The sequence below is a fragment of the Pantoea sp. 22096 genome, from assembly GCF_052045955.1.
Lineage (GTDB): Bacteria > Pseudomonadota > Gammaproteobacteria > Enterobacterales > Enterobacteriaceae > Pantoea > Pantoea alfalfae.
The window spans coordinates 1,000,685-1,026,127 of the sequence record NZ_JBQEPW010000001.1 but is presented as its reverse complement, the minus strand read 5'-3'; the positions used below and the strand labels follow the sequence as shown (position 1 = coordinate 1,026,127).

The 25,443-nt window shown below is 55.4% G+C and carries 20 protein-coding genes; 11 read left to right on the top strand and 9 right to left on the bottom strand.

Features of this window, described 5'->3' with window-relative positions; all coding sequences use genetic code 11:
- Positions 1-5: 5 nt before the first annotated feature.
- Positions 6-1,340 carry an MFS transporter gene (locus ACTJKZ_RS04695; RefSeq protein WP_440829300.1) on the bottom strand — a complete coding sequence of 445 codons (1,335 nt, stop codon included), beginning with the start codon at positions 1,338-1,340 and terminating at the stop codon, positions 6-8.
- Positions 1,341-1,662: 322 nt separating this feature from the next.
- On the opposite strand from ACTJKZ_RS04695, the gene ACTJKZ_RS04690 reads away from it, so the two are divergent.
- Positions 1,663-2,583: a LysR substrate-binding domain-containing protein gene (locus tag ACTJKZ_RS04690; RefSeq protein ID WP_161735160.1), complete on the top strand. Its 921-nt coding sequence runs from the start codon at positions 1,663-1,665 to the stop codon at positions 2,581-2,583.
- Here the strand turns inward: ACTJKZ_RS04690 and smrA are convergent.
- Positions 2,580-3,146 (bottom strand): DNA endonuclease SmrA, encoded by a 567-nt coding sequence (gene smrA, locus ACTJKZ_RS04685; protein ID WP_260058252.1) that lies wholly within the window; start codon positions 3,144-3,146, stop codon positions 2,580-2,582. The two genes, ACTJKZ_RS04690 and smrA, sit on opposite strands and share 4 nt — an antisense overlap.
- Positions 3,147-3,463: 317 nt before the next feature.
- Here smrA and ACTJKZ_RS04680 point away from each other — a divergent pair, with 317 nt between their 5' ends.
- On the top strand, positions 3,464-4,216 hold the full coding sequence (locus ACTJKZ_RS04680) for an FNR family transcription factor (RefSeq protein ID WP_010244686.1): 753 nt from the start codon (positions 3,464-3,466) through the stop codon (positions 4,214-4,216).
- Positions 4,217-4,333: 117 nt separating this feature from the next.
- Entirely contained in the window at positions 4,334-5,290 is a 957-nt protein-coding gene (uspE, locus tag ACTJKZ_RS04675; protein ID WP_013357947.1) for a universal stress protein UspE, read from the top strand.
- Between the two features lie 47 nt (positions 5,291-5,337).
- Here uspE and pntB read toward each other — a convergent pair whose 3' ends face one another.
- Both pntB and pntA read right to left on the bottom strand, forming a co-directional pair.
- The gene (gene pntB, locus ACTJKZ_RS04670; protein ID WP_440829299.1) at positions 5,338-6,726 is read right to left on the bottom strand and encodes a Re/Si-specific NAD(P)(+) transhydrogenase subunit beta; all 1,389 of its coding nucleotides are present in this window, start codon (positions 6,724-6,726) and stop codon (positions 5,338-5,340) included.
- A gap of 3 nt (positions 6,727-6,729) precedes the next feature.
- Entirely contained in the window at positions 6,730-8,262 is a 1,533-nt protein-coding gene (pntA, locus tag ACTJKZ_RS04665; protein WP_440829298.1) for a Re/Si-specific NAD(P)(+) transhydrogenase subunit alpha, read from the bottom strand.
- A 539-nt stretch (positions 8,263-8,801) separates the two neighbouring features.
- Here pntA and ydgH point away from each other — a divergent pair.
- Together ydgH and ACTJKZ_RS04655 are read left to right on the top strand one after the other, a co-directional pair.
- Positions 8,802-9,755, top strand: coding sequence for a DUF1471 family protein YdgH (ydgH, locus tag ACTJKZ_RS04660; RefSeq protein WP_061062532.1), 954 nt, complete (start codon positions 8,802-8,804; stop codon positions 9,753-9,755).
- A 204-nt stretch (positions 9,756-9,959) separates the two neighbouring features.
- Positions 9,960-11,351 (top strand): basic amino acid/polyamine antiporter, encoded by a 1,392-nt coding sequence (locus ACTJKZ_RS04655; protein ID WP_161735174.1) that lies wholly within the window; start codon positions 9,960-9,962, stop codon positions 11,349-11,351.
- A gap of 19 nt (positions 11,352-11,370) precedes the next feature.
- On the opposite strand, the gene ACTJKZ_RS04650 is transcribed toward ACTJKZ_RS04655, so the two are convergent.
- A complete protein-coding gene (locus tag ACTJKZ_RS04650; RefSeq protein ID WP_161735178.1) occupies positions 11,371-11,784 on the bottom strand; it encodes a hypothetical protein in 414 nt (137 codons plus the stop codon).
- A gap of 178 nt (positions 11,785-11,962) precedes the next feature.
- Here ACTJKZ_RS04650 and rstA point away from each other — a divergent pair, with 178 nt between their 5' ends.
- From rstA to ACTJKZ_RS04625, 5 genes are all read left to right on the top strand, one after another.
- On the top strand, positions 11,963-12,688 hold the full coding sequence (rstA, locus tag ACTJKZ_RS04645; RefSeq protein WP_013357953.1) for a two-component system response regulator RstA: 726 nt from the start codon (positions 11,963-11,965) through the stop codon (positions 12,686-12,688).
- Positions 12,685-13,986, top strand: a complete 1,302-nt coding sequence (gene rstB, locus ACTJKZ_RS04640; RefSeq protein WP_253418699.1) for a two-component system sensor histidine kinase RstB — start codon at positions 12,685-12,687, stop codon at positions 13,984-13,986. The genes rstA and rstB overlap by 4 nt, the downstream gene beginning before the upstream one ends.
- 19 nt (positions 13,987-14,005) lie before the next feature.
- Positions 14,006-15,493, top strand: coding sequence for a carboxypeptidase M32 (locus ACTJKZ_RS04635; protein WP_285088416.1), 1,488 nt, complete (start codon positions 14,006-14,008; stop codon positions 15,491-15,493).
- 159 nt (positions 15,494-15,652) lie between these two features.
- The gene (gene asr / locus ACTJKZ_RS04630; RefSeq protein WP_440829297.1) at positions 15,653-16,174 is read left to right on the top strand and encodes an acid resistance repetitive basic protein Asr; all 522 of its coding nucleotides are present in this window, start codon (positions 15,653-15,655) and stop codon (positions 16,172-16,174) included.
- 294 nt (positions 16,175-16,468) lie between these two features.
- A complete protein-coding gene (locus ACTJKZ_RS04625) occupies positions 16,469-17,278 on the top strand; it encodes a trypsin-like serine peptidase (RefSeq protein ID WP_008925243.1) in 810 nt (269 codons plus the stop codon).
- A 54-nt stretch (positions 17,279-17,332) separates the two neighbouring features.
- Here the strand turns inward: ACTJKZ_RS04625 and hrpA are convergent, their stop codons facing one another.
- Positions 17,333-21,235, bottom strand: coding sequence for an ATP-dependent RNA helicase HrpA (gene hrpA, locus ACTJKZ_RS04620; protein WP_440829296.1), 3,903 nt, complete (start codon positions 21,233-21,235; stop codon positions 17,333-17,335).
- Between the two features lie 257 nt (positions 21,236-21,492).
- Between hrpA and ACTJKZ_RS04615 the strand changes: the two genes are divergently transcribed.
- Positions 21,493-22,092: an FMN-dependent NADH-azoreductase gene (locus tag ACTJKZ_RS04615; RefSeq protein ID WP_440829295.1), complete on the top strand. Its 600-nt coding sequence runs from the start codon at positions 21,493-21,495 to the stop codon at positions 22,090-22,092.
- Positions 22,093-22,156: 64 nt separating this feature from the next.
- On the opposite strand, the gene ACTJKZ_RS04610 is transcribed toward ACTJKZ_RS04615, so the two are convergent.
- Genes ACTJKZ_RS04610 through ACTJKZ_RS04600 form a run of 3 tightly spaced genes read right to left on the bottom strand, consistent with a single transcriptional unit; the run spans position 22,157 to position 25,319 of the window.
- Complete coding sequence (locus tag ACTJKZ_RS04610; RefSeq protein ID WP_161735194.1) at positions 22,157-22,495, bottom strand: YdbL family protein; 339 nt, start codon at positions 22,493-22,495, stop codon at positions 22,157-22,159.
- 11 nt (positions 22,496-22,506) lie between these two features.
- Positions 22,507-22,695 (bottom strand): YnbE family lipoprotein, encoded by a 189-nt coding sequence (locus ACTJKZ_RS04605; RefSeq protein ID WP_009090058.1) that lies wholly within the window; start codon positions 22,693-22,695, stop codon positions 22,507-22,509.
- On the bottom strand, positions 22,692-25,319 hold the full coding sequence (locus tag ACTJKZ_RS04600; protein ID WP_161735196.1) for a YdbH family protein: 2,628 nt from the start codon (positions 25,317-25,319) through the stop codon (positions 22,692-22,694). The genes ACTJKZ_RS04605 and ACTJKZ_RS04600 overlap by 4 nt, the downstream gene beginning before the upstream one ends.
- Positions 25,320-25,443: the final 124 nt, after the last annotated feature.

Below are 25,443 nucleotides of genomic sequence, written 5' to 3'. Positions count from 1 at the left end.
AAAAATCATGAATCTGTGATCGGCTTAAAGCCGTAGCGGTTTTTTAACAGCAGCATCAGGGTAGTGATCACAGCAGGTATCGCCAGCAGCAAAAATATCACGCTGAAAGACCAGCCGAGTGACATCATCTCTGCGCCGACGAAGGCGCTCAGAATTGCGCCGATGCGCCCCACGCCATGCATCCAGCTGGAGCCGGTGGCGCGAGCGTGTGTAGGATAGTAGCTGGCGGATAAGGCATTCATCCCGGTATTGGCACCGTTAAAACAGAAGCCACTGCAAAAGGCGATCGCGCTCATTATGCCGACTTCGGCGGGCGAAAAGCCAAGCGCCACAATAAACAGTCCGCCGCAGCCGTAGATGGCCGCCAGGGCCAGATTGGCATTGAAGCGATCCATCATCCAGCCCGCAAAGAGTGAGCCCAGCGTTCCGCCTGCCTGATACATGGCGGTGATAATCGCCGCTTCGGTCACTGACATACCCAGGGTATTCACCAGAGATGGCAGCCAGCTGCCAATCAGGTAGACCATGAACAGTCCCATGAAATAGCCCCCCCACAGCATTGTGCTGCCAAACAGATAGCGGCGCGACAGCACGGTGCTAATCGCGCCGCCTGCCGGCAATGTCGCTTCAGGCGCGTGAAATGCGCAATCAGGCGCCGTTTTTCCCGGCATCATCCGTTCGAGGATGGCGTGAATGCGGGCAGCGGGTGCGCCACGACTGATAAGAAACCGCACTGACTCCGGCAGGCCGCGGAACAGGAATGGCAACACCAGCAGCGGCAGAATGCCACCCAGCAGCAACACAGAGTGCCAGTTATAACGCGGTAATAGCCAGGATGCGGCAAATCCACCGCTGGCGGCACCAAAGGTAAAACCGCAGAACACCACAGTGATAATGAAGGCCCGCCTCCGTTCAGGCGCATATTCCGCCACCAGCGTACCGACGTTGGGCATTGCCGCACCCAGTCCCAGACCGGTCAGGAAGCGGAAAAGCATCATCTGCTCGATGTTCTGAGACAGCGCTGTTGCCAGTGTCCAGAGACCAAAAAAGAAAACGCTGAGGATAATCATCATACGTCGGCCATAGCGGTCAGCCAGCGGGCCCGCGACCATGGCTCCCAGCGCCAGCCCGATCAATGCTGCGCTGATGACAACCCCGAGCTGGTGATTGGTGACGCCCCATGCAGCTTTAAGTGTTGGCGCAATAAATCCCATGATCGCAATGTCCATGCCATCGAGTGCCACCACAATAAAACAGAGCGCAATGAGCCGTTTTTGCCAGTGGCTCAGGCTCTGCTGGTTGATAAGCTGGCGGACATCTACCGCCCCGATGCTGGTCAATGAACACTCCCTGGCAATAGCGCAATCTGGCATCAGATTAAGTAAAAAAAACGGCGTTTATGATAGCCCATCGTTAACCTTAAGCGGTCAGATTTTTATATGATAGTGAGAATTATTCAACTTTAAGCCGTTAAGCTCTTGATATATCGTAGTCTCAGAAACCAGTGCGTCTGTGACAATATGAGATGAGCGCTTCTTAATCAGAGAGTTAGCGTATTAAGTAGCCATTCTGCCATGCTTGTTAAAATAAATTTGCAGCAAAGTTAACAGAATTCATTTTAAACAGTTGCCTGTAAGCGGTCATTCTCATTAAGTTTAAGGTATGGAAAAAAATATCCTTTTCAATCAGCGCATTCGCTTGCGCCATCTACATACCTTTGTTGCTGTCGCGCAGCAAGGCACACTGGGCCGGGCAGCAGAGACGCTGAGCCTGAGTCAGCCTGCTCTGTCCAAAACCCTGAATGAGCTGGAAGAGCTGACAGGCGTTCGTCTGTTTGAGCGGGGTCGCCTGGGTGCCCAGCTCACCACGATGGGAGAACAGTTTCTGACGCATGCAGTGCGGGTGCTTGATGCGCTGAATCATGCCGGACAGAGCTTTAATGAGCAGTCGGGCGATGCCCCAGTGATTATCCGGCTGGGCGCGCTGACTACTGCTGCGATGGGCATGCTGCCCCGCATCCTTGATCGTTTTCATCAGCTGCAGCCTAACACCACTATCCAGGTGGCGACGCTGCATAACAATGTGTTACTGGCGGGATTGCGCGGCGGCGAGTTTGACATCGGTATTGGCCGGATGGCGGACAGCGATATGATGACCGGGCTGACTTACGAACTGCTGTTTCTGGAGTCACTGAAGCTGGTGGTCAGGCCCGAACACCCATTATTGAGTGACAATGTCACGCTGTCGAGGGCAATGCAGTGGCCCGTGGTGATTTCCCCGGAAGGCACCGCACCGCGCCGGATTGCGCAGCAGATGCTTGATGAACAGGGCTGCACGCTGCCACCCCATTGCATTGAAACGTCGTCGACTTCACTGGCGCGCCAGCTGGCGCTTCGCTACGACTACATCTGGTTCGTGCCGTCCGGCGCGATTAAAGAGGACCTCAGCCATAACGCGGTCTGTGCGCTGCCAATCAACTCCTCCGGGCCAGGCGAGCCAGTGGGCATCATTACCCGTACCGGCGCAGAGCTGAGCCTGAGTGCTGAAGTGTTAATGTCCACCATCCGTAAGTTTCACAGCTAGCGGCTGCGTTTCGCATGCCGTTCGCGGTTTTCAAGGCGCGCCTTATCGGTCTTCCGCAGTCCCACATAGAGCGCCCCGGCTCCGCCATGGCGGGTCTGGGCCACGCAGTAAGTCTGCACGTCATCAAACTGCTGTAACCAGCGCGCCAGATAGCTGCGCACAATATTGGCATGGGATTCGTCATCACGGCCCTTGCCATGAATGATAAGCAGATTCCGTAAGTCCTGCTTTTGCGCCTGCATCATAAAGTTAAACAGCGCCTGACGGCAGGTCTCCACTGGTTGCCGCAACAGGTTGAGACTGGCATCCAGTTTGTACTCACCCCGACGCAGCTTATCCAGAATACCCTGCTGTATGCCGTCGGCTTTATACTCCAGCGGTGTGTTAAGCGGGATAATCTCCAGATAACCCCGTGTCAGGAAATTCTCCTGCTCCTTCTCTCCTGGCGGTTTACGGGGCGCTTTAGTCGAGGGCGACTTAAGCCATAACGTTGTGGTGGTGTCTTTTAACGGCGTGACATCGCCCATGGCATCCCGAAAGAGATCGTTGTCATCAAGGTTCATGGTTTTCTCACACCTGATTAAAATTGATGGAACCTACAAAACAGGCTTAAGCAGTTAGCGTAGCAAAAGCTGCAATCGCCGGGCTACCCCGCTTTTATCCATGTTGCCGCTGATGAAGATATGGGTAACAGATCACAAAAGCGGAAACTTTTCGTGACAGTTAACGGTAACGGCATTCTGAGAAGCCCGTCACATCAGCGTTTATCGATGTGTGCTTCATCCATAATGTTTGTGGGTGTAAAACTGCTCGGATGAGTTCCCTTCAGCACAAAAAATGTTAAAATTGACACCAGTCAATAATCGTCGAGCAAACCATTATGATCCCTGAAAAACGCAGCATTCGTCGTATTCAGTCGGGCGGTTGTGCCATTCACTGCCAGGATTGCAGCATCAGTCAGCTCTGCATCCCCTTCACGTTAAATGAACATGAGCTGGATCAGCTCGACAATATCATTGAGCGTAAAAAACCAATTCAGAAAGGGCAAACCCTTTTCAAAGCAGGCGACGAACTGAAATCTCTGTATGCGATTCGTTCCGGCACGATCAAAAGTTACACCATTACCGAGCAGGGTGATGAGCAAATCACCGGTTTCCATCTGGCGGGCGATTTAGTCGGCTTTGATGCCATCATGGGTTCCAGCCATCCCAGCTTTGCGCAGGCGCTGGAAACTGCAATGGTCTGTGAAATCCCGTTTGAAACCCTGGATGACCTGTCAGGAAAAATGCCTGCCCTGCGTCAGCAGATGATGCGTCTGATGAGCGGTGAAATCAAAGGCGATCAGGATATGATCCTGCTGCTGTCGAAGAAAAATGCCGAAGAGCGCCTGGCGGCGTTTATCTGGAACCTTTCCCGTCGTTTCGGCCAGCGCGGTTTTTCTCAGCGTGAATTCCGCCTCACCATGACGCGTGGTGACATTGGTAATTACCTGGGCCTGACGGTTGAAACCATCAGTCGCCTGCTGGGTCGTTTTCAGAAGTCCGGTATGCTGGCGGTGAAAGGGAAATACATCACTATTGAAAACCACGCCCTGCTGGAAGAGTTAGCCGGTCAGAGCCATCAGGCCGCCTGATCCGCAGCCGGATCAATAAATCTTATTTTGTTGATCCGGCAGTAACTTTTTCCCTTCTTCCGCTGTGCAACATAGGCTATCTTTATTCCAGTCGCTCTGGTTTAAGGAGAACGCCTCATGTCCCAGTACCAAAATATTCTGGTCGCCATTGATGCCCAGCAAGACGATCAGCCCGCGCTGCGACGTGCGGTCTATCTGAATCAACGCATTGGCGGAAGGATCAAAGCCTTTCTGCCTATCTATGATTTCTCATACGAGATGACCACCCTGCTTTCGCCTGACGAACGCGCATCAATGCGCCAGGGCGTCATCAGCCAGCGCACTGAATGGATCCGTGAGCAGGCCCGCGCTTATCTGGATGCCGGTGTCGAAATTGACATCAAAGTGATCTGGCACAACCGTCCTTTTGAGGCCATCATTCAGGAAGTGCTTGCCCATCAGCATGACCTGGTGCTGAAGATGGCTCATCAGCATGATCGTCTTGAATCCGTGATCTTCACCCCGACTGACTGGCATCTGCTGCGTAAATGCCCGTGTCCGGTCTGGATGGTCAAAGATCAGCCGTGGCCGGAAGGCGGTAAAGCTATTGTCGCGGTCAATCTTGCCAGTGAAGAGCCACATCACGATGGCCTGAATCAGAAGCTGATTCGTGAAACGGTGAAACTGGCAGAAAAAGTGAATCAGACCGAGGTGCACCTGGTCGGCGCTTATCCGATTACGCCTATCAACATCGCTATCGAACTGCCGGACTTTGATCCCAGCGTTTATAACGATGCGATTCGTGGTCAGCATCTGGTGGCGATGAAAGCGCTGCGGCAGAAGTTCTCGATTGGTGAAGAGTTCACCCATGTGGCTAAAGGCCTGCCGGAAGAAGTCATCCCGGATCTGGCGGCGCATCTGGGTGCTGGTGTGGTGGTGTTGGGTACCATAGGACGTACCGGCCTGTCGGCAGCCTTCCTGGGTAATACGGCGGAACAGGTGATTGATCATCTGCGCTGCGATCTGCTGGCGCTCAAGCCTGACGATTTCAAATCGCCGATTGACCTGGATGATGAAGAGGATGAGGAGGATTGATTCTCCCCTGATAGAAGACGGGCGGCGGATTAGCCGCCCTTTTTTTATTACAGCGCTTTGAGAATGGCTTCCACGCTGGCTTTGGCATCGCCAAACAGCATCTGACTATTCTCTTTGAAGAACAGCGGATTCTGTACGCCAGCATAACCGGTGTTCATTGAGCGTTTAAACACCACGACATTGTGCGCTTTCCACACTTCCAGTACCGGCATGCCCGCAATCGGACTGCGGGGGTCATCCTGCGCCGCCGGGTTAACCGTGTCATTGGCACCGATAACCAGCACCGTGTCGGTGTCGCTGAAATCGTCGTTGATCTCATCCATCTCCAGCACCACGTCATAAGGTACTTTGGCCTCGGCCAGCAGCACGTTCATGTGACCCGGCAGACGCCCTGCCACCGGATGAATGCCGAAGCGCACGTTGATGCCGAGTGCACGCAGTCGGGCAGTAATTTCCGCAACCGGGTACTGCGCCTGCGCCACTGCCATACCGTAGCCAGGGGTAATAATCACCGAGCTGGATGCCTTGAGCATCTCTGCGGTTTCTTCAGCTGTGATTTCACGATGCTCGCCCGCTTCCTGACTGTCATCGCCGCTGCTGACTTCCGTGCCAAACCCGCCCGCAATTACGCTGATGAACGAACGGTTCATCGCTTTGCACATGATGTAGGAGAGAATCGCACCCGACGACCCCACCAGTGCACCGGTTACAATCAGCAGATCGTTGCTCAGCATAAAACCGGCAGCGGCAGCGGCCCAGCCTGAATAGGAGTTCAGCATCGACACCACAACCGGCATGTCCGCGCCGCCGATAGAGGCAACCAGATGCCAGCCAAACGCCAGCGCAATCACTGTCATCAGGAGCAGTGCAAACACCTGAGCACCCGTGCTGCTGGTGTTAACAAACCACAGCAGCAGCAGGAACGTGACGACCAGCGCCAGCAGATTCAGCTCGTGACGATGCGGTAACGCCAGCGGTTTTGAAGAGATTTTGCCGCACAGCTTGCCAAACGCTACCAGCGAACCGGTGAAGGTGACAGCACCAATAAAGATACCGATAAACACTTCGCTCAGATGGATATTCTCCATCACGGCTGGCAGGCCAGGCGCGTGGTCGATGTAACTGTTGATGCCGACCAGCACAGCGGCCAGGCCGACAAAGCTGTGCAGAATCGCGACCAGCTCCGGCATTTCTGTCATTTCGACTTTCTTCGCCAGACGAATCCCGATAGCGCCGCCAATGACCATCGCCAGCAGGATCCAGACGACATTTCCGCTGTCCGGGCCAAAGATGGTGGCAACCAGCGCAATCGCCATGCCGCTGATACCAAAAATATTCCCGCGCTTTGAGGTCTCGTGACGCGAGAGACCCGCAAGGCTACAGATGAAAAGAATTGCAGCCACAATATAGGCTGCAGTGACTAATCCGCCAGACATGTGTTACCCCTTACGAAACATTTTCAGCATGCGCTGGGTGACGGTAAAGCCACCAAAGATATTGATGCTGGCAATCAGCACGGCAATAAAGGAGATAAAGGTGACCCAGCCACCGTGGCCCATCTGCAGTACCGCACCGATGACGATAATGCCGGAGATGGCGTTGGTAACGGACATCAGCGGCGTATGCAGCGCGTGACTGACGTTCCAGACCACGTAATAACCCACCACACAGGCGAGCGCGAACACGGTAAAGTGGGAGAGGAACTCAGCTGGCGCTACGTTTGCGAGGCAGCCAAACAGCACGACAGCCAGTGCGATCAGCAGGTAGTTACGCCACGGAGACACAGGCTTTGCTTCAGCCTTCTCTGCGGGTTTCTGGGCTGCCGGTTTAGCCTGTGGCGCAGCAGAGACCTGAATCGGCGGTGCTGGCCAGGTGACTTCACCCTCACGCACGACAGTCACGCCCCGCACCACTACATCGTCGAAATCGACCTGGATTTCGCCATTTTTCTCTTTACACAGCAGCTTAATCAGATTGACAAGGTTGGTGCCGTAAAGCTGGGAAGATTGAGTTGCGAGACGGCTGGGCAGATCGGTATAACCGATAATTTTCACGCCGTTAGGCGTTACGGTCACCTGATCAGCGACGGTCAGCGCACAGTTGCCGCCGGTCTGCGCCGCCAGATCAACAATTACGCTGCCTGGTTTCATGCTGGCGATCATCTCTTCGGTGATCAGTTTCGGTGCCGGTTTGCCTGGGATCAGCGCCGTGGTGACAATGATGTCCACCTCTTTAGCCTGGCTGGCAAACAGTGCCATCTCCGCTTTAATGAACGCCTCGGACATGACTTTAGCGTAACCATCGCCACTGCCCGCTTCCTCTTCGAAATCGAGTTCAAGGAATTCGGCACCCATACTCTGCACCTGCTCCTTAACTTCAGGGCGGGTATCAAAGGCCCGGACAATCGCGCCCAGACTGCCCGCTGCACCGATCGCGGCCAGCCCTGCCACACCGGCCCCAATCACCATAACTTTGGACGGTGGCACTTTTCCGGCGGCGGTGATCTGACCGGTAAAGAAGCGTCCAAATTCATGGGCGGCTTCGACGATAGCGCGATAACCGGCAATGTTCGCCATCGAGCTCAAAGCATCCAGCGACTGCGCCCGCGAAATACGCGGTACCGAGTCCATTGCCATGACGGTGACCTGACGCGCAGCCAGCTTTGAAAGCAGGTCGGGATTCTGTGCAGGCCAGATAAAGCTGACCAGCGTGCTGCCCGCCCGGGTGAGCGCAATCTCATCCTCATCCGGTGCATTCACCTTCAGAACGATATCGGACTGCCATACCTGTTTCTGGTCGCAGAGTGTGGCACCTGCTGCTCTGTAGCTTTCATCATCAAAGCTGGCGCGTTGACCGGCGTCATGCTCCAGGGTGACGCTGAAACCCAGCTTAATGAGTTGTTCCACGGTCTTTGGCGTGGCAGCCACGCGCGACTCGTTTGGCAACCTTTCCTTGGGGATTCCAATTAACATAGTGTTTCCTTTCATCGGTTAAGGATGATGGCCCGGATCTGCATGACGACATCGCAGCTAAAACAGCGTTTCAGCGACTTATAGTCGGAATGCATGTATTTCAAAGTGTTTATAACCTACTTAAAATGTGACGAGCGATCCAGAGCAGCTACGCAGAGTAGTGACATTCACATGATTATTCAGGATTCTGCTAAAAAAGCTGCGTAATCCCACTGCGAAACAGTCCTGCAAGCAGATAATCTGCCAGAATAAATTGTGCCCGGCCGAATTAACCTTCAATAAAAACCTTTATTTAACAATGCATTAACTGTTTAAGCGCTAACAGTTACCGCTTTTAATGGTAACCCGCACGAAAACACGCCATAACTGTGTTTGATGACAAACAAATGAAAAAATCATGGTTGAATAACGCGATCTGACACAAAAAATCGCTGCGACAGTCTGTTTATAACATGCAATAATCAGCGGCTAATCTGTTATACATCAAGAGTCCAGCACGTTTTCGTACTCATTTTTGCGTAAGGCGAAGGATTATTTTTATGAAGCTGAAGAACACTATTCTGGCGTCCACTCTGTTGTCTCTGCTGGCAGCCAATGCATTCGCTGCGCAGGAGTTAACGCCAGAAAAAGCGGCCGCGCTGAAGCCATTCGAACGTATTAATATCACCGGTCGTTTCAACGCAATTGGCGACGCAGCCGATGCGGTCTCTAAGCGTGCAGATCAGATGGGCGCTGCCTCTTATTACATCCAGGCGATCAACGACAGCAACGGCAACAGCGGTAACTGGCGCGTTACGGCTGACCTCTATAAAGCTGATGCCCCGGCAGCCACCCAGTCCACGACCTACCGTCGTTTCAATGGCGTCAATGAACTGCCAAAAGCAGAAGCGTATAAGCTTGAACCGTTCGATACCGTTTCGGTCAGCGGCTTCTTTGCCAGCCAGCCGGATGTGAACGACGCGATTTCAAAAGCGGCTAAACAGAAAGGCGCGGCCTCCTTCTTTATCGTTCGCCAGATCGATGCCAACAGCGGCGGCAATCAGTATGTCACCGCCTATGTTTATAAAGCGGATGCTAAAGAACGCAAGGTGCAGACACCGAATGCGATTCCTGCCGATTCAGAAGCGGGTAAAGCCGCTCTGGCTACCGGTGGCGCTGCGGCGGCTAACGTCGAAATTCCAGGCGTGGCCTCGTCTGAAACGCCAAGCAACAAAGTGGGCCGTTTCTTCGAAACCCAAAGCTCTACCGGCAAGCGCTATACCGTCAATCTGCCAAACGGTAAATCCGTACAGGAAGTGAACGCAATCACTGCCGCGCAGATGCAGCCGTTTGATACCGTCACCTTCACCGGGCACTTCGGTACACCAACGGCGATTTCAGAAGAAGTGGCAAAGCGTGCAGCCGATAAAGGTGCCAAGTTCTACCACGTCACCCGTCAGTGGCAGAACCAGAGTGGCGGCAACCTGACCGTTACGGCTGACCTGTTTAAGTAATCCCTCCAGGGCGGCACCCGCCGCCCTGCTGTTTGCATAATTCCTGCGCTGTTTTGCATAGTCACGCATTGCCATCCCCTGCCACTCTCCGTAAAATCCTCCGCCTGTTTACCGGATATTGTCCCTGTATTCTGCCTTTGGTGTGACATAACCCAGCGACAGAATCCGATTTACCCAGCCATATATGCTAGCGGGAAGGTAGTTTTGGAGAAAAAATTAGGTCTCGGTGCGCTGACGGCGCTGGTGCTCAGCTCAATGCTGGGCGCAGGCGTGTTCAGTCTGCCGCAAAACATGGCCGCAGTGGCCGGTCCGGCCGCGCTGCTGCTGGGGTGGCTGATTACCGGTGTCGGCATTATTTTTCTGTCGCTGGCGATGCTGCTGCTGACCCGCCTTAAGCCCGAACTGGACGGCGGCATCTTTACCTATGCACGCGCCGGGTTCGGCGAACTGATGGGCTTCTGTTCCGCCTGGGGCTACTGGCTATGCGCCGTAATCGCCAATGTCTCCTATCTGGTGATTGTCTTCTCTGCCCTGAGCTTCTTCACCGATACACCCGACCGGATTATCTTTGGTGATGGCAATACCTGGCAGGCGATGCTGGGTGCGTCCGTGCTGCTGTGGCTGGTTCACTGGCTGGTACTGCGCGGCGTGCAGACCGCGGCCAGCATCAATCTGATGGCGACGCTGGGCAAGCTGGTGCCGCTGCTGCTGTTTATTGTACTGGCGGTGATGGCGTTCAACTATGATCGTTTCCGCTTCGATTTTTCCGGTGTCACGCTGGGAAAACCGCTCTGGGAGCAGGTTAAGCAGACCATGCTGATTACCCTGTGGGTCTTTATCGGGGTTGAAGGTGCTGTGGTCGTCTCTGCCCGTGCACGCCAGAAAAAGGATGTGGGCCGCGCAACCTTATTCGCCGTGCTGGCTGCGCTGCTGGTCTATCTGCTGGTGACACTGCTGTCGCTTGGCGTGGTGCCGCGTGCTGAACTGGCTGAAATGCGTAACCCGTCAATGGCCGGATTAATGACCCGACTGATGGGGCACTGGGGCGATGCGGTGATTGCGATGGGTCTGATTGTTTCCGTGTGCGGTGCCTATCTGAGCTGGACGATTATGGCCGCGGAAGTGCCGCTGATTGCCGCGCAACAGGGTGCTTTTCCCCGCAGTATCGCCCGGCAGAACCGCCATAACGCGCCAGCTGCCTCGCTGTGGCTGACAAACGGCAGTATTCAGCTCTGCCTGATCCTGATTGCCCTGACCGGTGCTGACTACAACAACCTGCTGACCATCGCCTCGGAGATGATTCTGGTGCCCTATCTGCTGGTGGGGTTATATCTGATCAAAGTGGTGCGCGGACAGCATAAGCCGCTGGCGATGGCAATCGGTGTGGGTGCCAGCGTGTATGGCATCTGGCTGTTGTACGCCTCGGGACCCATGCACCTGATGATGTCAGTGGTGCTTTACACACCGGGCCTGCTGCTGTTTCTGTTTGCACGACGCGGCGGCCGCGGCGATATTGCGCTGACCTCGCTGGAGCGCATTGCGATGGGATTGCTGATTGCCGCGACATTGCCCGCCGTGTGGGAGCTGACGACTTAACGCCCGATAAAAAGGGGTCTCAGTGTGCCTGCACTGGAATGGATACACACAGCAGGTCATCCTGCTGTGTGAGGTTCAGCGGCTTCGCATACTCATAGTGGATGGCATCCAGCTGCTCCGCCGAAAGCGGATAAGGGAGCTGGATATCAAAGCGACTAATATGTTGTTGTTCTGCGAGAGTAATCAGGCGCGCGATATTAATTTCGTCGCTAACCTGAGTGGAAATGATTTGTAATGCTAATTCTTTTAACGGGTCGTCACTGCCCTGTAAACGGTGTGCCGATTTACGTGTCACCATGCCAAATATCGGCATCACACCATAAATAGCATCGACGAAGCTCCAGCGCTTTTTGCAGGAAGCGGAAAGAAAGTCACTGTAATTGAAGCAGATGCGGTCAGGGTATATGGCTGATGCCAGCTCTTTATCAGACACACTAACGCTCCTCATGGTAATCATCAATATCCCAAACCTGGCGCAAAAAGGCCGCGCTAATGATTGCACATTTTGCCGGTTATATACCAGCAAGCCACGGATATTTCGTGCGATAACGTAGAGCTCAGGACCAGGAAAAGATATGCTTTCATTCATCCCTGACTCTGCCCTGTGAACTATGAACAAAATTGTTTATGTAGAAGATGAACCCGAAGTGGGTTCGCTGATTGCGGCCTATCTTGGCCGTCACGATATTGAAGTCATTGTTGAAACACGCGGCGACCGTGCTGAAGCGGTCATCGCCGAACAGCAGCCCGACCTGGTGATGCTGGATATCATGTTGCCGGGCAAAGATGGCATGACCATCTGTCGCGACCTGCGGGCCAACTGGCAGGGACCAATCGTGTTGCTTACCTCACTGGACAGCGACATGAACCATATTCTGGCCCTGGAGATGGGTGCGCAGGATTACATCCTGAAAACCACACCACCCGCTGTGCTGCTGGCCCGCCTGCGCCTGCATCTGCGCCAGTCCCAGCATGGGCAGCCGGAAGATGCGCCTGCTGCGCCTGCCGCGAATCGTATGCTGCGTTTTGGCTCGCTGACCATTGATGCCCTGAACCGTCAGGTGACGCTGTTTGACGAGCAGATCGCCCTCTCCACTGCGGATTTCGATCTGCTGTGGGTTCTCGCCAGCCATGCAGGTCAGACGCTTAACCGTGATGCACTGTTGAAAACATTGCGCGGCGTCAGTTATGACGGCCTGGACCGCAGTATCGACGTGGCCATCTCCAGGCTGCGTAAAAAGCTCCACGACAGTGCCACCGAGCCGTTCCGCATTAAAACCATCCGCAATAAAGGCTATCTGTTCGCACCCCAGGCCTGGGATACGCGCGAATTATGAGAAAGCTTTTTATTCAGTTCTATCTGCTGCTGTTTGTCTGCTTTCTGGTCATGGCGCTGCTGGTGGGTCTGGTCTATAAGTTCACCGCTGAGCGCGCGGGCCGGCAGTCGATGAATGATCTGATGGCCAGCTCGCTCTACCTGATCCGCAGCGAACTGCGTGAGATCCCGCCGCGTGACTGGAACAAAACCATCAAGAGTCTTGATCTCGGCCTGTCGTTCGACCTGCACATTGAGCCGATGAACAAATATCAGCTCGATGAGACCAACATGCGGCGGTTACGGGCAGGCGAGATCGTGGCGCTCGACGATCAATACACCTTTCTGCAGCATATTCCGCGCAGCCACTATGTCTTATCGGTGGGGCCGATTCCCTATCTCTTTTATCTGCACCAGATGCGACTGCTGGATATTGCTCTGCTGGTGTTTATTGGCATGTCGCTGGCGCTGCCGGTATTTATCTGGCTCCGCCCGCACTGGCAGGAGATGCAGCGCCTGGAAAAAGCGGCACAGCGCTTTGGCCGGGGCGAACTGGATGTACGTACCCATTTCGACAGCACCTCCAGTCTGTTCCGGCTGGGTATCGCCTTTAACCAGATGGCCGAGAACATCAACACGTTGGTCGCCAGCAAGAAGCAGCTGATTGACGGTATTGCCCATGAGCTGAGAACGCCGCTGGTACGCCTGCGCTACCGGCTGGAGATGAGCGATAACCTTACGGATGGCGAACGGGTGGCGCTGAATCGCGACATCGGCCAGCTTGAAAGCCTGATTGAGGAGCTGCTGACCTATGCGCGTCTTGACCGGCCGCGCGTCGATCTGAATCTTAAATCGCTGGATCTGGCCAGCTGGCTGAGCGAGCGGCTGGACGATTTCCGCACCATCAACCCGGACATGCGACTCGACCTTGATCTGCCGCAGCGTGAAAACATCGGCATTTCTGACACCCGATTGATGGAGCGGGTGCTGGATAACCTGGTGAACAACGCGCTGCGTTATGCGCAGCAGCGACTGCGCGTCAGTTTATGGTTCGACGGTCCGGTCGGTTGTCTGCAGGTTGAAGATGACGGCCCGGGCATTCCGCCCGACGAACGTGAACGGGTTTTCGAACCTTTTGTCCGGCTTGATCCCAGCCGCGATCGCGCCACAGGCGGCTGCGGACTGGGCCTGGCCATTGTTTACTCGATTGCCCAGGCACTCAGCGGCAACGTAACCATTGAGTCCAGCCCGCTGGGCGGTGCCAGCGTTCGCTTTTGCTGGCCGGTTGATCTAACCTTGCGTGAAATTCCGCTGCGTTAAAATCCACAAGGAGTCTTACGTGACCTCAGCGTATCAACAACTTACCAAAACGTTCCAGCGCCTTTCCCGTTTCAGTCACGTCACGGCCATCGCTGGCTGTGACATGCAAACCACCATGCCACCTGGCGGCAGTCAGGCGCGTGGTGAAGCGCTGGCCGAAATGAGCGTATTGCAGCACCAGATCCTGACCGCCCCACAGGTCGGCGAGTGGCTTAAAGCCGCCGAGCAGCAGTCGCTGAACGATGTCGAGCGGGCCAATCTCAACGAGATGCAGCGCGCATATCAGCAGGCCACCCTGCTCCCTGATGATTTTGTTGAAGCCAAATCGATCGCCGGTTCCGTATGTGAACATGCATGGCGCACTCAGCGTCCCGCCAACGACTGGCAGGGCTTTGCCGCCAACCTCAAAGAAGTCGTACGACTGAGCCGCGAAGAGGCCCAGCGCCGCGCTGACGCCCGTGGCTGTTCGCGTTACGATGCGCTGCTGGATCTCTATGAGCCGGGTATGAGCCGCGCCCGACTGGATAAAACCTTTGGCGAGCTGAAAACCTGGCTGCCCGATCTGCTGCAACAAGTCGTGGAAAAACAGGCACAGCAGTCATTTATCACGCCGCACGGGCCGTTCGCCATTCCAGCGCAGCGTCAGCTCGGTCTGAGCATTATGGAGACGCTGGGTTTTGACTTTAACCATGGCCGCCTCGACATCAGTGCGCATCCCTTCTGTGGCGGCGTCCCGGAAGATGTGCGCATCACCACCCGTTACAACGAGAATGAATTTCTCAGCGCCATGATGGGCGTGATTCACGAAACCGGTCATGCCCGCTATGAGCAGAATCTGCCGCAGCAGTGGCGCGGTCAGCCAGTGGCGCTGGCGCGCTCCACGGCTATTCACGAATCACAAAGCCTGTTTATGGAGATGCAGCTGGGTCGCAGCCGCGAATTCCTGCAGCGCATTTTACCGCAGGTGATCGCTACCTTTGGCGATCAGCCCGCTCTGCAGGCGGATAATTTCGTGCGCCTGACCCAGCAGGTGAAACCCGGCCTGATCCGGGTTGACGCAGATGAACTGAGCTACCCGGCGCATGTCATTCTGCGCTATGAAATCGAGCAGGCGCTAATTGAAGGCGAGATTGAGGTTGAAGACATTCCGGCGCTGTGGGATGAGAAGATGATGCAGTCACTGGGTCTGGATACCCGGGGTAATTATCGCGATGGCTGTATGCAGGATATCCACTGGACCGACGGCGCATTTGGTTACTTCCCGACCTATACGCTGGGCGCGATGTATGCCGCACAGCTGTTCCGGTCAGTTCAGAAGGCCATCCCTCAACTCAGCGAGCTGATTCAGCATGGTGAACTGCAGCCGGTATTTGACTGGCTGCAACAGAACATCTGGCAGCACGGCAGCCGTTTCTCCACCGACCAGTTGCTGATCAATGCTACCGGCGAAGCGCTGAATCCGGCTCTCTTCCGCCAGCATCTTGAACAACGCTACCTGAATAGCTAAGCTTCCGGGCGGTCTGCTGACCGCCCTTTTCCGCCTTTGTACAATCGGTTACACGCCGATACCAAACACCCACGGACACCGTTCATTGATTTCCCTATAGTCTCTTCACCGGCCCCGCAGTGGGCTACACATGAAAAAACAGTCTCCGAGGGATTTGCAATGAAAAAATTATTTGCACTGGTTGTCGCCGCTGCTATGGGTATGTCTTCTGTTGCTTTCGCTGCTGACACCACAGCTGCTCCAGCTGCTGCGCCAGCCGCAACAACAACTACCGCTGCAGCACCGGCTAAAACCGTTCACAAAACTGCGCACAAGAAACACCATAAAGCAGCTCAGAAAGCCCAGGCTGCTAAGAAACACCACAAAAAAGCAGTGAAAAAAGATGCCGCGCAGAAAGCGCAGGCGGCTAAAAAAGTTCACCATAAAAAAGCAACTAAACCAGCCGCTCAGAAAGCCCAGGCTGCTAAAAAAGTTCACCATAAAAAAGTAACTCAGCCAGCTGCTCAGAAAGCCCAGGCTGCTAAAAAAGTTCACCATAAAAAAGTAACTCAGCCAGCTGTTCAGAAAGCCCAGGCTGCTAAAAAAGTGCACCACAAAAAAGTGGTAAAACCTGCTCAGAAAGCGCAGGCCGCTAAAAAAGTTCACCACAAAAAAGTTGTGAAACCAGCAGCTAAAAACTAAGGTCGCCTTCAGCGCACGGCCACGAGATGATAATTAAAAACACCCGGTTATGCCGGGTGTTTCTTTACTGGAGTGGATGAAATGACGAGAGTGGATGAAATAGTGCGTCGCTATCGCTTCGAAATTATTCTGCTTGTTATGATCCTGTGTGGCATTGTTGCAGCCAGCTTTTTTATTTAGCCGCTGTAGCGTACTGATTAACCAATAAAACTCCCTTTTTCAACGCTCACCGACTATAGTTACCGTACTTACGTAATAACAATAACGTTAATTTTTGTCGCCATTGAGATTTCTATGCGCCTGGCTACCCTGTTAATGGTTGGACTCTTCAGCTTTGCCACCACGGTTCACGCCGATGATGACGATGACTCGCCTACTCCTGCTGAAATTAAGATGCTGTTCTTCGGCAAGGATCATCGCCAGGCAATCACCGATATTACCGCTGCCCCCTGGGATGCCATTGGTCAGCTGGAAACCGAAAGCGGCAACCTCTGTACTGCCACGCTCATCTCTCCGCATCTGGCGCTGACGGCCGGACACTGTCTGCTCTCTCCACCGGGTAATTTCGATAAGCCGGTGGCACTGCGATTTATGGCCAGTGATAAAGGCTGGCGTTACGAGCTTCATGATATTGATGCGCGCGTTGAACCCTCGCTGGCGTCAAAATTAAAAGCGGATGGTGAAGGCTGGATCGTGCCGAGCAGTGCTGCGCCCTATGATTATGGCATCGTGATTTTACGCAATCCGCCCTCTGCAATTACGCCGATTCCATTGTTCGATGGCTCACGCAGCGACCTTACTGCGGCGCTGAAGCTGACCGGACGCAAAGTGACGCAGGCAGGCTATCCGGCCGATCATCTGGATACGCTCTATTCTCACAGTGATTGCCTGATTACCGGCTGGGCGCAGCGTGCCGTGCTGTCGCATCAGTGTGACACCCTGCCGGGCGACAGTGGTTCACCGCTGCTGCTCAAAAGCGATAAAGGCTGGCAGTTAATCGCGGTACAAAGCTCAGCACCGGCAGCGAAAGATCGCTATCTGGCTGACAATCGCGCGATTTCGGTCACCTCGTTTAAAGATAAGCTGGAATCTCTCGCGCAGTAGCCTTCCCAACCCTTCACTGTTGATGCGTGCCTGTTAAGGCACGCATCCTGGCTTTTATCCTGCTATCTGCTCCATTGTCTGCAGAATTCGCTTATCTGAGATGGGGTACGGCGTACCCAACTGCTGAGCAAAGAAGCTGATACGCAGCTCTTCAATCATCCAGCGGATATTCTGCACCTCTTCATCATCCTGACGCTGCGGCGGCAATTTGTTACGCCACGCCTGATACGCCTGTTCCACTGCCTGCACTTTTAACATGCGCGCACGATCGCTGTGTGGATCGGCAGGCAGTTTTTCCAGCCGACGCTCAATGCCATGCAGGTAACGCAGCGTATCCGCCAGCCGCTGCCAGCCGTTTCCGGTGACAAAGCCGCGGTAGACCAGGCCACTTAATTGCGCCTTGATGTCGGACAACGCCAGCGCCATCGTCATATCGACCCGGCCCTTCAGACGCTTATTGATGTTGAAGACGGCCGTCAGGATCTGTTCAACCTGCTTTGCGATGGTCACTACGGTCTCATTGAGTTCGCCGCGAACTTTGTCACGCAACTGCTCAAATGAGGTCTGATCCCAGGCCGGACCGCCCGCTTCACCCATCAGTTTGTCGATGCCGCAGGCGATGCAGTCATCAATCAGCTCCAGCACTTTGCCATAAGGGTTGAAGTAAAGTCCGAGCTTGGCTTTGTTCGGCAGCTTCTCGTGCAGATATTTAACGGGTGACGGCACATTCAGCAGCAGCAGACGACGCTGACCGCGCCACATCATTTTCTGCTGCTCCTGCTCGCTGTCAAACAGGCGAATGGCGACGCTCTCTTTCTCATCGACCAGCGCAGGCCAGGCTTTGACCTGATAGCTACCGCGCTTCTGTTCGTAGCTGCGCGGGAGTTCACCAAAGCTCCAGATATGCAGACCACTCTGCTCCAGCCCGTCATCTGCCACTTTCGATAGCGTCTCCTGCACTTTGCCTTTCAGCTGTGCCTTGAGCGCGGTGAGATCTTTGCCTTCCAGCAGTTTGCGGTTGTGCTCATCCAGCACACGGAAGGTCATTTTCAGATGATCGGGCACCTGTTCCCACTGCCAGTTTTCCCGTTCCAGCGTGACACCAGTCATGCGGCGAAACTCACGCGACAGCGCATCGAGCAGCGGCATTTCCATTGCGTTGACACGTCCCAGGAACGCCTCGGCGTAGTTGGGTGCCGGCACCAGGTTGCGGCGCAGCGGCTTGGGCAGTGACTTAATCAGCGCGATGATCAGCTCACGGCGTACGCCCGGGATTTGCCATTCAAAACCGCTATCTTCAATCTGATTCAACAGCGGCAGCGGAATATGTACCGTCACGCCATCCGCATCGGCCCCCGGCTCGAACTGGTAACTCAGCTTCAGTTTAAGGTTGCCCTGATGCCAGAAGTTAGGATAATCAAGCTGGCTGACCTTATCCGCGCCCTCTTTGATCAGCATCTGTTTGTCGAAGTTCAGCAGCTCCGCGTTTTCACGGCTGGCCTTTTTCCACCAGCTGTCGAAATGCTTCGCTGAAACAACCTCTTTGCCAATGCGCTGGTCATAAAAAGCAAACAGCGTTTCGTCATCTACCAGAATATCGCGACGGCGGGATTTGTGTTCCAGATCTTCGACTTCACTGCGCAGCTTCTGGTTAGCACGGAAGAAAGCATGTCGGGTCTGCCAGTCGCCCTCCACCAGCGCGTGACGGATAAACAGCTCACGACTCAGAGTGGGATCAATGCTTCCATAGTTCACCTTGCGCGCGGCGACAATGGGCAGACCATAGAGCGTAACCTTCTCGGCAGCCATTACCGCGCCCTGCGATTTCTCCCAGTGCGGTTCACTGTAGCTGCGTTTAATTAAATGCTGCGCCAGCGGTTCAATCCACTCCGGTTCAATGCGACCCGCAGTGCGGCCCCACAGGCGGCTGGTCTCGACCAGTTCTGCCACCATGGTCCATTTCGGCGGTTTTTTAAACAACCCGGAGCCGGGGAAAATCGAAAAGCGGGTATTGCGTGCACCGGTGTACTCCTGCTTGTCGGTGTCCTTCTGGCCGATATGTGACAGCAGACCGCTGAGCAGCGCGCAGTGAACAGGCTGCAGTTCAGCCGGCTCGCTGTTAACCGAAATGCCCAGTTCGCGCACTACCTGCCGCAGCTGGGTATAAATATCCTGCCATTCCCGCACCCGCAGATAGTTCAGGAAGTCACTTTTGCACTGGCGACGGAAGAGGTTGCCGGACAGCGCTTTCTGCTGCTCCGCCAGGTAGTTCCACAGGTTCACATAGGCGAGGAAGTCGGAATCTTTGTCGGCAAAGCGCCGGTGCTTCTCATCGGACGCCTGCTTTTTCTCTGCCGGGCGCTCGCGCGGGTCCTGGATCGACAGACCGGCAGTGATGATCATCACTTCACGTACGCAGCCAAATTTCTGCGCTTCCAGCACCATCCGCGCCAGACGCGGATCGACCGGCAGCTGTGCCAGCTGACGCCCGGACCCGGTGAGTTTGTAGTGTCCGCTCTCCTCATTCAGGGTCAGCGCGCCCAGCTCTTCCAGCAGGCGGATGCCATCCTGAATATTGCGCTTATCGGGCGCTTCCACAAACGGGAAGGCGGCGATATCGCCTAGTCCCAGTGAGGTCATCTGCAGGATCACCGACGCCAGGTTGGTGCGCAGGATTTCCGGATCGGTAAAAGCCGGACGGCTCAGGAAGTCATCTTCCGAGTAGAGGCGAATACAGATACCGTCCGAAACACGGCCGCAACGCCCTTTTCGCTGGTTAGCGGAGGCCTGCGATATCGGCTCAATCGGCAGGCGCTGCACCTTGGTGCGGAAGCTGTAGCGACTGATACGCGCCGTGCCAGGATCGATGACATATTTGATGCCCGGCACCGTCAGTGAGGTTTCCGCGACGTTGGTCGCCAGCACGATGCGACGGCCACTGTGCGACTGAAATACCCGGTTCTGTTCCGCGTTCGACAGTCGCGCATAGAGCGGCAGCACTTCGGTGTGCGGCAGGTCGCGTTTGTTCAGCGCATCGGCGGTATCGCGGATTTCGCGCTCACCGCTCATGAAGATCAGGATATCGCCGCGACTCTCGCGTCCCAGTTCATCCACCGCATCAAAAATCGCCTGCAGCTGATCGCGATCGCCATCATCCGCTTCTTCAACCACCGGCCGGTAGCGCACTTCGACCGGATAAGTCCGGCCGGAGACTTCAATCACCGGCGCGTTGTTGAAGTGCCGCGAGAAGCGCTGCGGATCGATGGTCGCCGAGGTGATAATCACTTTCAGATCGGGGCGGCGCGGCAGCAGCTCACGCAGATAACCGAGCAGGAAATCGATATTCAGGCTGCGCTCGTGCGCCTCATCAATGATGATGGTGTCATATTGCATCAGCAGGCGATCCTGCTGGATCTCCGCCAGCAGGATCCCGTCGGTCATCAGTTTAATCTGCGTCAGATCGCTGACCTGGTCGTTAAACCGCACTTTATAGCCGACACAGCCACCCAGTGAGGTGCTGAGCTCATCAGCAATACGGTTCGCCACGGTGCGCGCAGCCAGACGGCGCGGTTGCGTATGACCAATCAGACCCGTGATACCGCGTCCCAGCGCCAGACAGATTTTCGGCAGCTGCGTGGTTTTACCTGAGCCGGTTTCACCCGCAACAATCACTACCTGATGGTTGCGAATCGCGGCGGCAATATCCTGCTGTTTCTGACTGACCGGCAGATTGTCCGGAAAGGTAATGGCTGGCGTAGCCGCGTGGCGCTGGGCCACGCGCTGTTCAGCAGCAATAAATTCCTGCTCCAGCTCACGGGCAATGCCCTGCTGTGCCTCGGAATTTTTAACTTTTCTGGCACCCTGCAAGCGGCGCTGCAGACGCTGGCGATCGCGCAGCATTACACCGTCGAGCCGTGGCCAGAGCGCTGCCAGTGGGGAAGTATCGGGAGATGACATAATAGTGACGTACCTTACTCAGACGGTGTCGCTGCGAGAAGCAGCGCCCTGCAAGCCGGGATAACCAGCTGATTCAATAAAAATAATTGTGCGCATCATAGCACATTCTGAACCGTTCCGGCGGCTGGCCCCGGTTACGCTTATTCAATAAATTCGAACATGGGTCTCGAAATATTGCGCTTTCACCGCGCCATTGATAACCGTAGAGTGTAAACCATTGAGCGGAAAGTCTTCCGCGTAACAGACAGGAAACCACCATGACCAAAGTTTTAGTTCTGAAATCAAGCATCCTTGCAGGCTACTCACAGTCAAGCCAGCTCGCTGACTTCTACGTTGAACAGGCAAAGGCACAGGGTAAAGAAGTCACTGTACGTGATCTGGCCGCTAACCCGATTCCGGTTCTGGATGGTGAGTTAGTGGGTGCAATGCGCCCATCCGAAGCGCCACTGTCACCACGTCAGCAGGAAGCACTGGACCTGTCCGATGAACTGATTGCAGAACTGCAGGCTCATGATGAAGTGGTGATTGCCGCGCCAATGTACAACTTCAACATCCCGACGCAGCTGAAAAACTATTTCGACCTGATTGCCCGTGCTGGCGTGACGTTCCGCTACACCGAAGCAGGTCCGGAAGGTCTGGTTAAAGGCAAAAAGGCTGTGGTGATCTCCAGCCGTGGCGGCATTCATAAAGATACCTCAACCGATCTTCTTACCCCATACGTTAAGCTGTTCCTGGGCTTCATCGGCATCACTGACGTTGAGTTCGTGTTTGCTGAAGGCATCGCTTACGGTCCTGAAGTGGCCAGCAAAGCGACCGCTGAAGCGAAAGACGCTATCAAGCAGATCGTGACGGCATAAGTCTCACTCATCTCAGGATGACGCTGTAAAAGACCGGGCCATGCGCCCGGTTTTTTTTCGCCGGTTACTGACTGCTCTGTGCCACTTTTCTCAGCCACTGACCGTTAATGCCGCGCACATATTCTCCCGCTGCCGCACGGCCCACCAGCTTCTGTCCGGCAATACTGGCGATGTCAGCCGTGGAGAGATTATTCTGCTCTGCCAGCCGCTGATACTCCTGCTGACGTCCGGCATTAATCCGCTGCACCAGCGCCAGCGTTTCACTGTCCTGCGAACGTGCCGCCAGATAGCCGGAAAGCGTTTCACCTGCCCGGCCCGATTGCCGCGCCTCATCGAGCGTCAGTGCCCAGGCAGGCTGAGCTATCGCCAGGGCGAGGAACAGCGCCGCGCTTATGCGTTTCATCGTTGCTCTCCTCAGAACAGACCGCTCTGGTTTTTCAGTAACGCTTCCACATCTTTATCGACTTTGATGTGGATCTCATGTTCGATTTTCACGTTCATATTGATGGTGATGGGATCTTTGGGTGCCGTGACTTCAATGCGCGGCACGCAGCCGATGCTCAGCAGTCCGGCTGCCAGAACCAGTAGTGCCCTCAGGCTCATGGTGAAGTGTCCTTGTTCGATGGCAAAGTCGCATGTTGCTCTAACCAGGATTGCAAATTATCGCCAAAGCGCAGGCTGCGCCAGAGCTGAAACAGGTTTTCCTGATGATGATAGTTGAGATTAACCGTCTGACGACGGTTACTGAACTGGCTCACGCCCTGCACCTGCGCCTCCATAGTGAGGTCGCCAAGATTATCCAGATTGATCGTGGCCCAGCTGCGGGAGACTTCCATATAGCGTAACCAGTCCAGCGCGGCGCCCGTCGCCACGTTATTGCCGGTAATGGCATCTGCCATATCTTTATCCAGCCGGAAGGTCAGCGGACCGCTGTTGGCAATCCACCCTTTCTCCACCAGCCAGCGTGGGTTATTGAGCCACAGCGGAAGCTCACCGTTAACCTTGCCCGACATGGCGAACTGTTTAGGCTTCAGCGCCGTGACAAGTTCGCTGAGGCTGATTTGACGCAGCGACACCCGGGCTGGCTCATGCTGAGGCATACGCAGGGATGGCAGCGTGATTTGTCCGCCCAGCAGATCGAGGCTGACATCCTGCAGCGTCAGCGGCGCCTGTTCAGACCATGGCCAGTTCCCCTGCAGGTCGGCGCGAATGTTCTGCATCGCAAACTGGTTCTTAACCTCGGCAATGCGCAGTGATACCGGGCCGTGCTGCCCAAACTGCCACTGCTGATCATGAAATCGGAACGGCAGCGAGAAGTCGATACCGTTCACCTGGCTGTCAGGCGTCCAGACGCTGCCCTGTCTGACCGTCCAGTGGCCTCCGGCCTGGAAGCCCTGATCGCTGGCGGCGGAAAAAGCGACCTGTGCCTGCAGACTGCCGCCCTGAATCTGCATTTTCATGTCGGGGCTGAGCAGTGGCTGAAATACTGTCAGCGACTGAGCGGGCCACCAGGCCTGGCCGCGTAACCGTTCGCCGTCCCAGCGACCATTCACACGCAGCGGGCCGACCTTGCCCGCTTTTAACTCGCCCCGCCAGAGGAAATAGCCGGGATCACGACCTTTAGCCTCAAAGTCGAGCATGGAATCTGCCAGATGTCCGCCATAGCTGAAGCGGGTCTCTCCTGCCTGCAGGCGGAAATGCCCATTGAACGCCGGATGCGCCGCATCACGCTGCCAGTCTACCGGTGCAGTCAGCGTCAGACGCGGTTTTGCTATGTTGACGCTGCCGTACGCCAGCTGATTAAAGCCGGCAGACAGGGTGTCAAGATGGATCAGCGTATCGTGCCAGCCACCGGTTCCTTTAACATCCCAGCGCGCCTGCAGCGGCAGCATCTCGCCTCCGCCCCAGTAGCGCCAGTTCCATTCGCCCTTATCGGGCCAGAAGTCTGTGGCGCGACCATCGAGATGCAGCCGGAAGCGGCCAAAACTGGCATCGTGTGCGTTGAGAATCGCCTGAAGGCGACCATCAATGCCCTGTGAGGAGAGCCGCACACCCGCCAGCGGCCAGCGCGCCTCGTCCACTTCCAGCGTTGACAGCAGCCGACCGCGCAGACGCAGCAGCGATTTAGGTTGCAGCACCAGCTGAGGATCGAGTAGCGATCCACTGAGCACACCAGGAATCGAGCCATAAAGTTGCAGAGCGGCCAGTTTGCTTTCACCGGTCAACTGAAAGGGAAGGTTGCTGTTGGTCAGGCTGAGGTTACCAGGACCGATGCCCAGCACCACGTTGCCCTTGCCGCCGCGTCCCTGGGTCAGCAGGTTAACGCGACCGCTAATCTGGCTACTTTCAAGGCCAGACTGCCAGTTATCCAGCGTCAGGTTAACAAACCCTGATAGCGGCTGAGCCTCCAGCGGCCAGAAGTATTCGCCCTTTTCAATCCGAATCTGATCGCGGCTGATCTGCCACGGCAGTCTGAGAAGCGGCCTGGTCACTTCGGCCATTGCCACGCGTAGCTCGCCCTGCTGCTGCTGCCAGTTAAGCGTCAGCTTCAGGGGATGCGGCAGCGCGTCCAGCGCCAGCTGTCCGGTCACATCGCCGTTCACCGGCAGATCAGTGGCAAAGGTGGGTAACGCCAGATGACCACTCAGCGTGACGGGGTCAGGCAGTGCAGGATGGGTGAGCGTCAGGCGACGGATAGCGAGCTGCTGACCGGTCAGCGTGGCCGCCAGCTGCAGATTATCGCCCTGGTAACTGAGTTGCTGGCGATCTTTTTCCAGCGTCAGATCCAGCGCGCCCGCATACGTCTGCCACGGCGTAACGATTAATTTGCCCAGATGAACGTCGGCGCCAGGCAGCATTGCCTGCCATTCGGCCAGCGTTTTGGGCGCAGCCGTACTGTTACTGGCAGGTAATTGTTGCAGGCAGGCGCTATCCAGCGTCAGCGCTTCAGCATTGAGTTTCCAGCGTGACTGATGCCAGCCCAGTGACACCGCCTTTACGGTGGCCAGTGAGCAATCGCCAGCGAGATAACGGATCTGAGGTAACCACAGGCCACCTTCACGCCAGCGGGGTGCGCCTGACAACGCAATGCGCGTCCCGTCAGGCAGCCAGATGCCGGCCAGCCGCGGCAGCCATTGCGTCACAGTTAAGATCAGGCCGAGCAGAAGCAGGATAACCGCCAGAATGGCCGCCAGCCGTCGCCGGAAAATCCGTGGCATAAAAGCCATAATCCTTTTCCTTACAATATCCTGACAACGATGATGGCATGTAATCTGCCAGAGGTGAAGGCCTGTGCCAGGCGCAAATCAGCAGTTTCAGCAAAGTCGGTCAGAAAACGTTATCCTTGGTTTA

Coding starts and splice junctions, on each gene's coding strand:
- ACTJKZ_RS04690 (WP_161735160.1), top strand. CDS start 1,663: ATGGAAAAAAATATCCTTTTCAATCAGCGCATTCGCTTGCGCCATCTA.
- smrA (WP_260058252.1), bottom strand. CDS start 3,146: ATGAACCTTGATGACAACGATCTCTTTCGGGATGCCATGGGCGATGTC.
- ACTJKZ_RS04680 (WP_010244686.1), top strand. CDS start 3,464: ATGATCCCTGAAAAACGCAGCATTCGTCGTATTCAGTCGGGCGGTTGT.
- uspE (WP_013357947.1), top strand. CDS start 4,334: ATGTCCCAGTACCAAAATATTCTGGTCGCCATTGATGCCCAGCAAGAC.
- pntB (WP_440829299.1), bottom strand. CDS start 6,726: ATGTCTGGCGGATTAGTCACTGCAGCCTATATTGTGGCTGCAATTCTT.
- pntA (WP_440829298.1), bottom strand. CDS start 8,262: ATGTTAATTGGAATCCCCAAGGAAAGGTTGCCAAACGAGTCGCGCGTG.
- ydgH (WP_061062532.1), top strand. CDS start 8,802: ATGAAGCTGAAGAACACTATTCTGGCGTCCACTCTGTTGTCTCTGCTG.
- rstA (WP_013357953.1), top strand. CDS start 11,963: ATGAACAAAATTGTTTATGTAGAAGATGAACCCGAAGTGGGTTCGCTG.
- rstB (WP_253418699.1), top strand. CDS start 12,685: ATGAGAAAGCTTTTTATTCAGTTCTATCTGCTGCTGTTTGTCTGCTTT.
- asr (WP_440829297.1), top strand. CDS start 15,653: ATGAAAAAATTATTTGCACTGGTTGTCGCCGCTGCTATGGGTATGTCT.
- ACTJKZ_RS04625 (WP_008925243.1), top strand. CDS start 16,469: ATGCGCCTGGCTACCCTGTTAATGGTTGGACTCTTCAGCTTTGCCACC.
- hrpA (WP_440829296.1), bottom strand. CDS start 21,235: ATGTCATCTCCCGATACTTCCCCACTGGCAGCGCTCTGGCCACGGCTC.
- ACTJKZ_RS04615 (WP_440829295.1), top strand. CDS start 21,493: ATGACCAAAGTTTTAGTTCTGAAATCAAGCATCCTTGCAGGCTACTCA.
- ACTJKZ_RS04610 (WP_161735194.1), bottom strand. CDS start 22,495: ATGAAACGCATAAGCGCGGCGCTGTTCCTCGCCCTGGCGATAGCTCAG.
- ACTJKZ_RS04605 (WP_009090058.1), bottom strand. CDS start 22,695: ATGAGCCTGAGGGCACTACTGGTTCTGGCAGCCGGACTGCTGAGCATC.
- ACTJKZ_RS04600 (WP_161735196.1), bottom strand. CDS start 25,319: ATGGCTTTTATGCCACGGATTTTCCGGCGACGGCTGGCGGCCATTCTG.